Genomic DNA, 13,750 nt, shown 5'->3' on the forward strand with positions numbered 1-13,750 from the left:
AGTCAAAACACGCATGCCTAAGAATAAGCGCCCCGTACCGCGCAAATCCGCCAACTCGCCGGAAGTCAAAGACGAACAGCAAACCAACGAACTGTGCGCGCTGGCGCTCGACCTGGCCGATGAATCGGCCGGCGCCGACATCGTCGCCGCCGCCACCCGCGACGAGCTGGCGCAGAAGCACATCGAATTCCAGCGCCTGCTGCGCCGCCTGCTGGCGCAAGGCAAGAACGAAGTGCTGTACGGCGCCATCGAACTGGCGCGCGAAGAATCCACCGACGCTTACCGCTACCTGCGCAACGCCGTCGAAGAAGGCGCCGCCAACCTGATCGTGCGGCGCGAAGGTGCGCCCGAACTGGAAATCGATGCCTTCGCCATTCCGGTGTTCGTGCACAGCCAGGGCGGCCTTGATCCGGCCGCCGACTTCCAGGACGCCGACGCTTACGAGGCGCTGCTCAACAGCTTCACCGACGCCGGCCTGGAAAGCCCGAAAGCCAAGGTGGTGCTGGTCAGCCATGCCTACGACCTGGACGAAATCGAACGCATCAACTATGGCCTGCTGCACGCCATGGTGCGCGAAGCAGCGCAGTCGCTGACCGACAAGAAAATCGCCGCCGCGCCGGCGCTGGAACGCAGCATGGCGGCCGGCTGGTCGCCGACCAGCTTCAGCAGCGACGACACGGCGATCGAACTGCGCTTCCTGCTGGGCTTCTCGCTCAAGCGCGCCGACGACGCCTTCTATAAAGTGCCGGCCAGCGAAAAAGCGTCCGACGCCTACTTCGCCAAGCGCGCCGAAACCTATCAGAAATGGACCGAGCAGTTTGCGCCGCTGGTGGCGCGCTGCCTGGGCCGCGCGCGCGGCGCCGATCCGGCGTTGACGCTGAACTTCCTGTACCAGGACCTGTTCTTCGGCGCCCGCGCCCAGGGCCAGTCGGAATACGACATGCTGAGCCTGCTGTCGGCCTTGAACCAGGCGCTGGAAGGCCACGATCCCGCAACGCTGCAAGCCATAATCGCCCCCACCGACGATGACGACGAGCCGGCGCTGCGGGTGCAGCTGTCGCACGGCGGCAGCGTACTGGCCAGCGCCGACAAGCCGCTCGACCCGGCCGCCGAACTGGAACTGGCGCTGGAAGACCTGGGCGACGCCCTGGCCAGCCTGGGCATTACCGATATTTCGGTCTCGGAAGATCCGCTGGCCTGAAAGCAATTTCCAGTTTGACAGTCCTGGTGTAGCCGAGGATACTTTCCTGCACGCGGAACGCAGATTCCGCTGCCTGGTGCGGCGCCGGCTTGTGCTCCGCAGCAAAGGGAGACACGTCATGACACCATGGGCCCGCATTCTGATCCTGTGCAGCGCCGCATTCCTCAGCGGCTGCGCCAGCCAAACACCGCGCGTGGCGCCGGCGCAGCAACTGTTCCACGACCAGCTGTTCCAGCCGCCCACCGCACCGATCGACACCGCCAGCGTGTTCGCCCTGACCCCGGAGATGCGCGACTACGTCAAACATGAGCTCGGCACGCCCGGCCCCGGCCGCGACGTCCGCCGCATGCTGTTCGACGCCCTGTACCGGCGCGACAAGCTGCAGCTGGAATACGACGCCGCCCTGACCCGCACCGCGTCCGAAACCTTTGCCGCCCGCTCCGGTAACTGCCTGTCGCTGGCCATCATGACCGCCGCGCTGGCGCGTGAGCTAAAGATGCCGGTGATTTTCCAGCAGGTGCAGATCGACGAAGTATGGAGCCGCGCTGGCAGCCTGTACTTCGCCAGCAACCACGTCAACCTGTCGCTGGGACGGCCGCTGGCCGGGCAGAATCCCTACCTGCTGACTGCCGTCGACGTCGCCAATTCGCTGACTGTCGACTTCATCCCGATCCCGCCGCAGGCGCGCGAGAACGCCAGGCCGCTGACCGAGAAAACCGTGCTGGCCATGTACCTCAACAACCGCGCCGCCGAACTGCTGTCGGCCGGCCAGGTCGACGACGCCTACTGGGCAGCGCGCCAGGCGGCCGAGGCCGATCCCTTGTTCATCAACGCCTACAACACGCTGGGCGTGATCTACCAGCACCACGGCGATCAGCCGCAGGCGGAAGCGGCGCTGCGCTACGCGCAAAGCCAGTTGCCGGACAACACCATCTACCTGTCCAACCTGGCGCAGACGCTGGAAAGCGCCAACAAGCTGGATGAGGCCGCCGTACTGCGCGCGCGGCTGGCGCGGCTCGAACCCTATCCGCCGTTCTACTTCTTCGTGCAGGGCCAGGAAGCCATGAAGCTGGGCGACTACGCCCGTGCCCGCACGCTGTTCGAGCGTGAGCTGGACCGGGTGCCGGATTACCACGAGCTGCACTTCTGGCTGGCGGTGGCCAACTACCAGCTGGGCAATCTGCGCGCGGCCGACCGCCACATGGCGCTGGCCATGGAAAACAGCACCACCCGCGGCGACCACGATGTCTATTCGGCCAAGCTCGACCATCTGCGCGCCTACGCCGCCCAATTGCGGGCCAAATAGCCGGACACAACTTATCGGAATGACATTCAAAAAAGCATGATGGTGGTATGCTGGGCAGGCTTCAGTGGCCACGCAGTAGCCATTTACTTGACACTAAGTTGCGGTCGCGCAACAATTGCAAGTAAATTAAGCGCTCTCAAGTTACTTGAAGCTGCTTCGCGCTGCATCTACCACAAGGATTTTGTCATGCTGAGATTCAGGCCCAGCCACGCCGCCCCCTTTCTGATTGCCGCGCTGCTGGCCGGCTGCGGGGGCGGTGGCGGCGGCAGTAGCGGCGGTAACGGCGGCGGCACCACCGCGCCGGCCGCCAGTCCCGCCCTCACCTTCACCCCGGCCACCGTCACCGGCAACGTCCCGGCCGGCCTGACGCTGACTGCCAGCGTCATCGCCAGCGTCACCCGCCCGAGCGACTTCAGCAACGCCACCAATGTCACCGCGCTGGTGGTCGACAGCGCCGGCATTCTGCTGCCGAATGTCCAGCTGGTGCAGGACAGCAGCACCCAATACCACGCCGTGCTGCAAACCGCGCCGACGCTGGCCGCCGGCAACTACAAGGGCAGCTTCAGCGTGCGCCTTTGCCGCGACAGCGGCTGCGCCAGCCAGTTCCCCGGTTCGCCGGTCGCGCTGCCGTATGACATCACCGTGCTGCCGGCCGGCAGCGCCAACTTCAGCGCCGTGCCGGCCATGCCGCTGACCGCCAGCGTCAAGAGCGGCGACCCGGCGCCGGCCGGCACGGCGGTCGCCATCACCACCAGCGGTAACTGGAGCGCCAGCAGCGGCGCCGCCTGGCTCAAGCTGAGCGCCACCAGCGGCGCCGGCAACGGCAGCCTGAGCGTCAGCTACGACGCCACCGGGCTGGCGGCTGGCACCTATAGCGCCAACCTCAGCGTCACCAGCGGCGACAACACCATCACGCTGCCGGCGACGCTGACCGTGCTGCCGCCCGGCCTGGTCCTGGGCAGCAACAGCGTGACCTTCAACGCCATCAACGGCGCGCCGATCCCAAGCCAGATCGTCAGCCTGGACACCGACAACAAGATCACCACCACCTGGAGCGCCACCAGCAACAGCGCGTGGCTGAACGTGTCGCCGACCGCCGGCACCACGCCAGCCACCACCATTCTGGCGGTCGACGCCACCGTTGGCACGCTGGCCAGCGGCAGCTACCCCGGCGCCATCACCATCAAGCCGACCGGCCTGGCCGAGCGCACGCTGCCGGTCACGCTCAACCTGACCCCGGCCACGCTGCAGGCCTCGGTCAGCACCATGACGCTGGGCGGCGCCTACGGCCGCGACTTCAGCACCAGCCAGGTGGCGCAGCCGCTCAAGCTGACGCTCAACACCAGCACCAACAGCTGGCCGTGGACATTCAGCAACGTGCCGCTGTGGGCCAGCGCCACCACCACCGGCGGCACCGTCAACGCCGCCGGCGCTAGCACCAACTTCAAGGGCATCGCCGCTAACGCGCCGATCGGCGCCAACACTGGCCTCGTCAACGCCGTCGCCCAGGTCAACGGCGACACCGTCAAGACCTCGGTACTGTTCGTCCTCAACAAGGACCTGCACAAGCTGCTGCCGGCGGAAACCGCCGTGGCGCTGGTCAGCACCCCGACCTGGAGCCGCATGACCCGCACCATCACGGTCAACGACAACTTCAACAGCTTTGCCGGCATGAGCGCCACCAGCGACCAGTCGTGGCTGGTGGCCGGCGTCAGCGGCAACCAGTTGACGCTGACCGCCGACGCCAGTCAGCAGCTGACCGACACCGTCGCCGCCGCCACCATCACGCTGACGCCGTCCGATCCGGACGTGGTGGCGCCGGAGGTGATCCGCGTGGCGCTGTGGAAGGGCACGGCCGCCCCGGCTGCAGCCACCAGCGCCGCGCTGCCCTACACCACCGTCGCCACCGACCCGCTGCGGCCGTACGCTTACGTGCACAACGGCGGCGCCTACATCGACGTCTACAACATCTATACCGGCCTCAAGGAAGCCAGCATCACCGGCTTCTCGGCCCACCTGGGCGACATGGCGGTCAGCCCCAACGGTGACGCGCTGTACGTGGTCGACATCGACAACAGCCGCATCACGACCGTCAGCCTGGCCACGCGCGCCATCAGCGGCCAGCTGCCGCTGGCGGTGGCCGGCAGCGCCGCCACCCGCCTCAAGCTGATCCGCCCGAACGGCGTCGGCATGCTGGTACTCAGCGACGGACAACTGTACCTGACCGCCAGCAATACCCGCCTGGCCAACCTGTCGCTGAGCAGCGGCACCGTCGAAGCCAGCGCCGACGGCAAGCGCGTGGTGCAGCAAACCGAAGGCGCCGCCACGATCCAGCACACCACCACCAGCGTCGACTACGCCGCGCTGTCCGGCGGCACGCTGTTTGCCGCCAAGCTGGCCAGCGCCAGCCACAGCAGCCCGGGCACGCTGGGCCAGGACCTGTGGGTCAGCGCCGACGGCTCGCGCGTGATTTACGCCGCCAGCACGCCAAAATCGTGCACCATCATGGATGGCGCCAATCTCGGCATCCTCGGCTATATGCCGATCGGCGACGCCGTCCCCAACAACGTCACCGTGTTGCTGGACGGCCGTATCGTCTGCGCCGGCGCCGCGCGCGGCAACACCAACGACGTCTACCTGTACGACAGCACCGGCGCCCGCCTGATCCAGCAATACAAGCTCAATACCGCCGGCAAAGCCCTGCTGCCGCGCCAATTGGCGGCCTCGGGCGACGGCTGGATTCTGGTCGGCATCACCGACGACGGCGTCGTCACCTTCCTGCCGGTCGGCCCATAAATTCGCGCGCCCCGCTCGACGCCGCCGACAGCCGTACGCTGCGGCGGCGTTTTTTATTCAAGCAGCAGTTTCCAGCGCTCCAGCTTTTGTGCCAATGTGAGCGAGGCGTGAGCGGGCGAGGTGGAAGGCAGCACCAGCGTGCGGTAGCCTTCAGCGGCGAACTGGGGTGCAAACTTGCCGGAGGTCTGACCGTTGAAGCCGACCGTGTGCAGCAGCGGGCACAATTCGCGCAGGCGGGCGAAGTCGTTGGCGGCGGGTTTGCGGATGGCGGAGTCCAGACTCCCCTCGCGCTCGCACGCACCCAGCACATCCCACAGGCCGAAGCCGTGCGCCAGCAGGCGCGGCAAGCGCTCTGCATACGGTAAATCAGCCAGCAGCTCACCGGTCAGCGCCGACAGTATCGGCCACAGCAAGTTGCGCGGATGGGCATAGTATTGCTGCACCGCCAGCGACGCCGCGCCGGGAAAACTACCGAGTATCAAGATGCGAGTCTGCGCATCGATCACCGGCGCCAGGCCGGTCAGAGCGGAGGAAGAAGGGGAAGCAGCCACAGTCATGTCCCATTGTAGCGGATGCCCGACAGCGCCACGTTCGGGTGTAGAATTTGCAGGCGGCACAGACCGCGCCAACACAACAGGAGACAACCATGCCGCAACACCGCACCATCGATACGCTGCTGGCCAAGTACAGCGAAAGCCACCTCAACCACACCAACGAGCTGATCCACTTCGTCTGCGTGCCCGTGATTGTGTTCACGCTGCTGGGATTGCTATGGTCGCTGCATCCGCTGGTGGCGCTAGCGGTGGCGGTGGCGTCGATGGGCTATTACTTCCGGCTGTCGAAGCCGTTCGCGGTGGGTATGCTGCTGATGGCGGCGCTGATGCTGGCCGTCCTGGCGGCGCTGCCGCAGCAAACCATCCTGCCGCTGTCGATTGCGATTTTCGTGCTGGCGTGGATCGGCCAGTTCATCGGCCACAAGATCGAGGGCAAGAAGCCCTCCTTCTTCGACGATCTGCGCTTCCTGTTGATCGGCCCACTGTTCGTGCTGAGCTTCCTGTACCGCCGTCTGCACCTCGCCTATTAATTAGCGCAGCAGGGCGTAGAACATGGCCGTGGCCGCGCCCTGCATCTCGTCGTCGGCCAGCATCAGCACCAATGCCGTGCTCAGGGCCACGTAGCCCAACAGGGTGACGACCTTGATTTGCAGCGCGGTACTCATGGCGCCCTCCGGTTGGCAATATGGTGAAGTGTTATTTCACTATACTTGGTCTTTTCACCAGCACCGCTGAATTTACACTCCAGATACAACTTCGGCCGCCATCTGTTGCGTCGCAACAAAATGCTAGCCGCTAGGCAAGATATACCTCGGCCAGCTATACTCGTTCGATGTCCTCTCCACTGTTATTCATCACCGCCTGTTTGATCTGGGGCTCCACCTTCTTCGCCATCACGCTGCAACTGGGCGAAGTGGCGCCGGCCGTTTCCGTGGTCTACCGTTTTGCGCTGGCCTCGGCCGTGCTGTTTGCCTGGTGCGCGGTGCGCGGCGACCGCCTGCTGCTGCCCTGGCGTGCGCAGCGCTGGATGATGCTGCAAGGCGCCGCCACGTTCGCCCTCAGCTACATCTGCACCTACACCTCCGAGCAGTATCTGGTGTCCGGCCTGGTGGCGGTGCTGTTTGCGCTGATGGTGTTCTGGAACCCGATTCTCAACCGGCTGGTGTTCGGCAGCCCGCTGGCCTGGCGCACCTGGGCCGCCGGCGGGGTCGCCATCTGCGGCGTGACCTTGCTGTTCTTCCACTCGATCGGCGACGCCTGGGGCGAGATCCGCAACGGCGGCAGCGGCCACTTCCTGCTGGGGCTGATCCTGGCCACCACCGCCACGCTGGCCAGCTCGGTCGGCAACGTGGTGGTGATCAAGGTGCGCCAGCAATCCGACAATGTGCTGCTGACCATGGCGTGGTCCATGCTGTGGGGCACGACGCTGGTGGCGCTATGGGTGATCGCCAGCGGCCAGCACTTCAGCCTGCCGACCACGGCGAAATACTGGGGCGGCCTGCTGTGGCTGTCCCTGCTGGGCTCGGTCATCGCGTTTGCCGCCTACTTCACGCTGATCCACCGCATCGGCTCCGACAAGGCAGTCTATATCGGCGTCGTCACGCCGGTAATTTCCGTGTTGTTGTCGATCCAGCTCGAACATTACCGCCCGGGGCCATGGAGTGGATCGGCATGGTACTCTGCCTGTCCAGCGTGGTCTGGGCACTGCAACCTCATTCTTCTACTACCGCCAAACCTGATGAGCACTTCCGAACTGAACATCCGCCCGGCTACGCCGGCCGACGTCCCCGCCATCTTCAGCATGATTTTCGAGCTGGCCGTGTTTGAAAAGCTGGAACACATGGTGGTCGCCAACGAAGCCATGCTGCACGACAGCCTGTTCTGCGACAAGCCGGTGTGCGAAGCGCTGGTCGGCGAGACCAACGGCGGCGAGGTGGTGACCTTCGCGCTGTTCTTCCACAACTTCTCCACCTTCCTGTGCAAGAAGGGCCTGTACCTGGAAGACTTGTACGTGCAGCAATCGCAGCGCGGCAAGGGCTACGGCAAGCAGATGCTGGTGGCGCTGGCGCAACTGGCGGTGGAACGCGACTGCGGCCGCTTCGAGTGGTCGGTGCTGGACTGGAACGCCAACGCCATCAAGTTCTACGAAGGCATGGGCGCGACCGTCATGCCGGACTGGCGCATCTGCCGCGTTACCGGCGACGCGCTGGCGCAGCTGTCGGCGCAGGCATAAAAAAAAATCCCACCCAGCGGCTGGCGCTGGATGGGGCAACCCGTTGTCAGTGGGAGGGAGATTGAATCAACGGATTCACTATAGCCCTCGGCTCCCGCATCCGCCGCAGCCCTTACAAATCATTACGGCCGCTTAAAGACGCTTACACCGGCTTTACAGAAAAGCGATGCCTGTTCGTTACGGCCCGCTCCAGCAGCTCGAAAATGCCCTGTGTCAGCAATGCCAACATTGCCGCAGGGATAGCTCCTGCCAGCAACATATCGTTGTCATTCAACGCCAGGCCGATGGTGATGCGCTCCCCATAACCGCCGGCGCCGATGAAGGCCGCGATGGTAGCCGTGCCCACGCTCAGCACCGCCGCCGTCTTCACGCCGGCCAGGATCACCGGCAGCGCCAATGGCAAATCGACATGCACCAGCCGCTGCATCGGCCGCAGTCCCAATGCCTGCGCCGCCAGCTTCAAGCCGGGCGACACTTGCAACAGGCCGGTGCAGGTGTTGCGCACGATGGGCAGCAGCGCATACACCACCAGCGCCACCAGCGCCGGCACCGTGCCGATCATGCCTAGCAGCGGAATCAACAACGCCAGCAAGGCCAGCGACGGGATAGTCTGTAACACGCCGGCCAGTCCCAGCACCACTTGCCGCAGGCGCGGCAGCGACGCCGCCAGCACGCCCAGCGGAATGCCGATTACGCACGCCAGCGCGACGGACAGCAGCACCAGCGTCAAATGCTGCTGCGTCATGCGCGCCAGGTTCTGGTCGAAGATTTTGGCCAGCAAGCTGGCGCGCACGGATGGCGTGGACGTAGTCATGCCGGGAGCAGCGGCGCCGGCCCGCGCGCCCGCCGCAGCGGCCGCAGACGCAGGGCCGTTCAGCGGATGCGCCGCCAGCCAGTCATGCGCCACGCGGTCGAAGCTCTCGCCATCGATTTCCGCCGCCGCATTCATCGCAATCATATCCTTCTCGCTGATCCGCCTTTCCAGCTGGCTGATCGCCTTCCACGCCGCCGGAAAACGCCTGGCCGCATCGAGCCGGTACAGCAACACCGCATCGTAGCGCGGGAAGTAAGCGCGATCGTCCTGCAGCACACGCAGGCCGTACTGACTAATACGCGCCTCGGTCGAATAAATATCGATCACATCGACCTGCTCGTGCCGCAGCGCCTCAAATGCGATGCCATGGTCCAGCCCCTCCGGCCGCTGCGTCAGCCCGTAGCGCGCCGCCAGTCCCTGCCAGCCATCGGCGCGGCCGATGAATTCGTGCGACAGCCCAAAGCGCAACTGATCGCGCCCCGCCAGCTCGCTCAACTTGTGCGGCGCCTCCGCGTCGCCGCGCATCGCCAGCGCATAGGTATTGTTGAAGCCCAGCGGCACCGCCACGCCAAGGCCCATCACCGCCAGCTCCTTGCGGATCTGCTCCATCGACGCCGGCTTGGCGTGCTTGAGAATCTCCAGATCCAGCGTGCCCACATACTCGGGATAGACATCGATTCGCCCCGCCTGCAACGCCGCCAGCACAATCGCAGTATTGCCCAGGCCTTGCAGATGCTCGACCTTCGCATGCGGCGCCGCCGTCTGTTTCAGCACCTCGCCCAAAATATAGGACTCGGTAAAGCGCTTGGAGCCAATATGCAGCGTATCGCCCGCAGCCACCGCCGCCGGCCCGGCGCACAGCAGCGCCAGAGCGGCCAGCCATCGTCGCGCCGTCATCATCAGGCGCCCGCGCGCAGCATGGATGCCTTCAACGCCTGCCCCAGCGTCTCATAGCTTTCCGACAGATGCGCCTTGGCCTCGATACTCACCGGCCGCGCCATCGCGCTATGCAGATCACGCTGCAAGCGCAGCGCATTCTCGCGCTGCAGGCTGCGCACATCCGCCGGCATGCCGGCCGACACGCGCAACAGCGAGGCCACCAGCCGCTTCAGATGCTCGCGTTGCAGATTGCGCCGCATGGCATTAATGTCCTTGCCGGACTTGAGCTCACTCCACACCGAATCCTGCACCGTCACATACAGCTCGGGCAAGCCCAATGCCAGCTTGCGGTTCGCCACCTTCTCCTGCGAATCGATCAGGCGTATCGCCACCGCATCGGACATCAACTGATCCAGCGCCGACGCCTGCAACGACAGCACGCGTCCACCCACCGACACATCCGGCCGGCCGCGCGTGCTGAAATGATCCGAGCCGAGACGGCTGATCATGTCCGGCGAAAACTTGAAGCTGTCCACCTTGAACAAGCTATTGGTCAGCATCAGCAAAGCCTCGCGCTGGCGCGGCAGCGGCACCGGCGTAAAGGTCGCCCGGCCCGTGCCGGCGTGGTCGCGCAGATACGTCACGCCGCCCACATACTTGACCACCACCGGCAGCGTGCGCGCAAACTGCTGGAAGCCATAATCGAAACTGCGGCGTAGCACCTCGTAGCTCTCGCCCGGCTTGAGCGTGCGGTTCTGCACGCGGTCCCACAATTCGCGCGAGATCGTCAGGCGGCGCTGGAAGTACGCCAGCGGATCGCTACCCAGATCGAACACGTTCACGTCCGGGTCCATATTGAAGCCGCCCGCATCCTGGTCGGTACCGAAGGCCAGCAGCGGTTCATTCGAGCGCGCCGCGATCTTCGCCAGTTCGTCCTTCTCCTGCGCCGGCTCGATCGGTTTATACGCGTACTCGATGGCCCAGTAATCGTAGGGGCCAAGCGCAGACGTCACGTACTCGCCCTGCTTCTCGTCTTTCAGCGACAGGTTGAACGGCGTGTAATCCATCACCGAACCGGCCATGCCGTTCTTTTTGGTGAACTCGGGTCTTGCAACTGCTTCAGCGTGTAGATGGTCGACGAGCGGAAGTTGTGCCGCAGTCCCAGCGTATGGCCCACCTCGTGCATGATCACCGACTTGACGTAGGCCTGCGCTACCGCATCCGACTGCGGACTGCCCATGTCCATGGTGCCGCGCGACTCCAGCACGTCCAGGGCGAAGCCCATTTCCTGCGCGGATTCGGCCATGTAATCGCAGCGGTCCTCGCCGGTCGGCGGCGGCGACAGGTCGAAGCTGTCCTCGCCGACCATGCGCCGCGCACCACGCGCAAACACGTCGGACATGCCGATGTCCGCATCCAGAATCTCGCCGCTGCGCGGATCGACCTGGCTCGGGCCAATGGCAAAGCCCACATCGCTGCCGACGAACCAGCGGATCGACGCATGACGCGCATCCATGGTGTCGAATTTATCCTTGTCGCTCTGCTGCTTGACCAAGATGGCGTTCTTGAAGCCGATGCGTTCAAACGCCTCGTTCCAGGCCAGCACGCCCTGCCGCACCGACTCGCGGTACTTCTCCGGCACGTTGGCGTCGATCCAGTAGACAATAGGCTGCTTCGGTTCCGACAGCGCCGCTGCCGGGTCCTGCTTCTCCAGGCGCCAGCGGTCCACCAGATGCACGGCGGTGGTCGGCGTCACGTCGTCCGAATAATCCTGGCTGGTGCTGACGAAGTGGCCGATACGGTCATCCGCCGGCCGTCCATGCATGGCCTGCGCCGGCAACGGCATGAAGCTGTAGTAGAAGCCGAGGAACATGCTGCGCGGGTCCGGCAGCGTGGACGGCGGCGTGGGCAACGACAGCAGCGCCAATGGCACTGTCGGCACCACCGCCGGACGCGCCGCAATGCGCGGCACGAAGAAGTGGGCGTTGACCTGCAAGCCGGTCATCGCCTCGTCGGAACGTAAGGTGAGGAAGCTGCTGTTGCGCGGGTCCATCGCATACGGCATGCGGAACGCCGTCTCCAGCCGCGTGGACATGGCAGGGATATCGCCGAACAGCAGCGCGTTGGCCTCCACCAGCACGGACTTCGACAGCACATTCGGTCCGCTGGCCACCGGCGCCACCGCCAGCAGGCTGTCCGAGAACGCCTGCTGCACCGCCAGCGCCTGCGGCGTGCCGCCCTTGGCGCTGTACTCGGTGTTCTTGGCGATCATCTGCACCAGGTTGCCAACGCGGTGGAAGATCACAACCTGACTCGTGCCCATCTGGCTGCCGTAGATGCCACGTTCGCCGATCCCGTTCGGCAGATTCACCGACATGAACAGCGGACGGTCAAACTGGTCCGGCCGCAGTTCGATCCAGACCTTCTCCTCTTTCTGGTACAAGCCCAGGAAGCCCGGCAGATGCTGCGCGCCGCGCACCACGTCGACGAACGGACGCGGCGCGGCAGTCGGCAGCACAATCGCCGGCGCTGGCGCGGCACCCGGTTGCAGCGGCGTGGTGGCCACCACCGGCACTTCCGGCGCGTGGGGAACAGGCGGGGTTGGCGGCGCCGGCTCCTGTGCCAGCGCCTGGACACTCAGCGCCGCCAGCACGGCGACGCGCACGGAATTCAATACGAACATAAGGCTTCCTTGGATAACATTCGGATAATGTAACCGAAAGCATAAGGAAGCAAACAGATTTTTACACGGCCGGAGAGCGCAAAATGCCTGCGTTGGCGACACCACGGCACGGATTGAGGCCAATCGCATACGAAAGGTCGGCCGGACGCGCGATGCGCCACAGCGCAAAGTCGGCGCGCTTGCCCACTGCCAGCGTGCCGATATCCTGCTCAAGACCGAGCGCGCGCGCCGCATGGCGCGTCACGCCGGCCAGCGCTTCCTGCGGCGTCAAACGCCACAAGGTGCAGGCCATATTCATCGCCAGCAGCAGGGACGTCATCGGCGAGGTGCCGGGATTGCAGTCGGTGGCCACCGCCATCGAAACCCCGCTTCGCGCATCGCAGCGACCGGCGGCGGCGTGGTGTCGCGCAGGAAGTAGTAAGCGCCGGGCAGCAGCACCGCCACCGTGCCGGCAGACGCCATCGCTGCCACGCCGGCAGCGCTCAGATGCTCCAGGTGATCGGCAGACAGACCGTTGTAGCGCGCCGTCAGTTCGGCGCCGCGCTGGTCGGATAACTGTTCCGCGTGCAGCTTGACCGGCAAGCCTTGTGCGCGTGCGGCCTGAAACACACGCTCCGTCTGTTCATGCGAAAAGCCGATGCGCTCACAGAACGCATCCACCGCATCGACCAGCCCTTCGGCCGCCAGCGGCGCGATCATCTGGATGACTTCATCGACGTAATCGTCGGCGCGGCCGACAAACTCCGGCGGCAGAGCATGCGCGCCGAGGAAGGTGGTGGCTACGCGCACCGGCAGTTCACGGCCGATGCGGCGCGCGGCATGCAGCATCTTCGCTTCCGACTCCAGCGTCAGGCCGTAGCCGGATTTGATCTCGATGGTGGTCACGCCTTCCGCCAGCAGGCTGCGCACGCGCGGCAGGCTTTGACGCAGCAGCTCATCTTCCGAAGCCGCGCGCGTGGCGCGCACGGTGGACATGATGCCGCCACCCGCACGGGCAATGTCTTCATAGGTGGCGCCGTTCAAGCGCGCCTCGAATTCATCGCTGCGGTTGCCGGCATGGACAATGTGGGTATGGCAGTCGATCAGCCCGGGAGTCAGCCAGCTTCCCCCGCCATCGTGGACCATGACCGCCTGTGCCCCTTGCGGCATATCGGCCTGTGGCCCCAGCCATGCGATGCGGCCATCCTTGACGGCGATGGCGGCATCGCGGATTTCACCATAGCCCTCGTCATCGGCCATCGTAGCCAGATGCACGTTCGTAAACAACACGTCCCACATGCTTTT

General features: G+C 65.1%; 8 protein-coding genes and 3 pseudogenes. 6 read left to right on the forward strand and 5 right to left on the reverse strand.

Annotated elements, in window-relative coordinates; all coding sequences use genetic code 11:
- Positions 1-13: 13 nt before the first annotated feature.
- The 3 genes from HH213_RS07260 to HH213_RS07270 all read left to right on the forward strand — a co-directional run bounded on the left by HH213_RS07260 (position 14) and on the right by HH213_RS07270 (position 5,303).
- Positions 14-1,201, forward strand: coding sequence for a DUF2863 family protein (locus tag HH213_RS07260; RefSeq protein WP_169111757.1), 1,188 nt, complete (start codon positions 14-16; stop codon positions 1,199-1,201).
- A 118-nt stretch (positions 1,202-1,319) separates the two neighbouring features.
- Positions 1,320-2,507 (forward strand): tetratricopeptide repeat protein, encoded by a 1,188-nt coding sequence (locus HH213_RS07265; RefSeq protein WP_169111759.1) that lies wholly within the window; start codon positions 1,320-1,322, stop codon positions 2,505-2,507.
- Positions 2,508-2,693: 186 nt separating this feature from the next.
- Positions 2,694-5,303: a BACON domain-containing protein gene (locus HH213_RS07270; protein ID WP_169111761.1), complete on the forward strand. Its 2,610-nt coding sequence runs from the start codon at positions 2,694-2,696 to the stop codon at positions 5,301-5,303.
- 53 nt (positions 5,304-5,356) lie between these two features.
- Here the strand turns inward: HH213_RS07270 and HH213_RS07275 are convergent, their stop codons facing one another.
- Positions 5,357-5,860: a DNA-deoxyinosine glycosylase gene (locus HH213_RS07275; protein ID WP_169111763.1), complete on the reverse strand. Its 504-nt coding sequence runs from the start codon at positions 5,858-5,860 to the stop codon at positions 5,357-5,359.
- A gap of 89 nt (positions 5,861-5,949) precedes the next feature.
- On the opposite strand from HH213_RS07275, the gene HH213_RS07280 reads away from it, so the two are divergent.
- A complete protein-coding gene (locus HH213_RS07280; protein WP_110845272.1) occupies positions 5,950-6,387 on the forward strand; it encodes an Mpo1 family 2-hydroxy fatty acid dioxygenase in 438 nt (145 codons plus the stop codon).
- Here HH213_RS07280 and HH213_RS30445 read toward each other — a convergent pair whose 3' ends face one another.
- On the reverse strand, positions 6,388-6,522 hold the full coding sequence (locus tag HH213_RS30445) for a hypothetical protein (RefSeq protein WP_255458289.1): 135 nt from the start codon (positions 6,520-6,522) through the stop codon (positions 6,388-6,390).
- 167 nt (positions 6,523-6,689) lie between these two features.
- Between HH213_RS30445 and HH213_RS07285 the strand changes: the two are divergent.
- Positions 6,690-7,684, forward strand: a pseudogene (locus HH213_RS07285) (DMT family transporter).
- Positions 7,596-8,090, forward strand: a complete 495-nt coding sequence (locus tag HH213_RS07290; RefSeq protein WP_110845274.1) for a GNAT family N-acetyltransferase — start codon at positions 7,596-7,598, stop codon at positions 8,088-8,090. The pseudogene HH213_RS07285 and the gene HH213_RS07290 overlap by 89 nt, the downstream one beginning before the upstream one ends.
- A 142-nt stretch (positions 8,091-8,232) precedes the next feature.
- Here HH213_RS07290 and HH213_RS07295 read toward each other — a convergent pair whose 3' ends face one another.
- From HH213_RS07295 to hutI, 3 genes and pseudogenes are all read right to left on the reverse strand, one after another.
- Entirely contained in the window at positions 8,233-9,801 is a 1,569-nt protein-coding gene (locus tag HH213_RS07295; RefSeq protein ID WP_169115025.1) for a glycine betaine ABC transporter substrate-binding protein, read from the reverse strand.
- A 2-nt stretch (positions 9,802-9,803) separates the two neighbouring features.
- Positions 9,804-12,595: pseudogene (locus tag HH213_RS30650) on the reverse strand (zinc-dependent metalloprotease).
- Positions 12,528-13,744: pseudogene (gene hutI, locus HH213_RS07305) on the reverse strand (imidazolonepropionase). The pseudogenes HH213_RS30650 and hutI overlap by 68 nt, the downstream one beginning before the upstream one ends.
- Between the last annotated feature and the right edge of the window lie 6 nt (positions 13,745-13,750).

This window comes from Duganella dendranthematis, from assembly GCF_012849375.1.
In the GTDB taxonomy this organism is placed as follows: Bacteria; Pseudomonadota; Gammaproteobacteria; order Burkholderiales; family Burkholderiaceae_D; genus Rugamonas; species Rugamonas dendranthematis.

Bases quoted from the DNA above. Each gene is read 5' to 3' on its own strand.
- HH213_RS30445 (WP_255458289.1), bottom strand. From the start codon at position 6,522: ATGAGTACCGCGCTGCAAATCAAGGTCGTCACCCTGTTGGGCTACGTG.
- HH213_RS07290 (WP_110845274.1), top strand. From the start codon at position 7,596: ATGAGCACTTCCGAACTGAACATCCGCCCGGCTACGCCGGCCGACGTC.
- HH213_RS07265 (WP_169111759.1), top strand. From the start codon at position 1,320: ATGACACCATGGGCCCGCATTCTGATCCTGTGCAGCGCCGCATTCCTC.
- HH213_RS07295 (WP_169115025.1), bottom strand. From the start codon at position 9,801: ATGACGGCGCGACGATGGCTGGCCGCTCTGGCGCTGCTGTGCGCCGGG.
- HH213_RS07260 (WP_169111757.1), top strand. From the start codon at position 14: ATGCCTAAGAATAAGCGCCCCGTACCGCGCAAATCCGCCAACTCGCCG.
- HH213_RS07280 (WP_110845272.1), top strand. From the start codon at position 5,950: ATGCCGCAACACCGCACCATCGATACGCTGCTGGCCAAGTACAGCGAA.
- HH213_RS07275 (WP_169111763.1), bottom strand. From the start codon at position 5,860: ATGACTGTGGCTGCTTCCCCTTCTTCCTCCGCTCTGACCGGCCTGGCG.
- HH213_RS07270 (WP_169111761.1), top strand. From the start codon at position 2,694: ATGCTGAGATTCAGGCCCAGCCACGCCGCCCCCTTTCTGATTGCCGCG.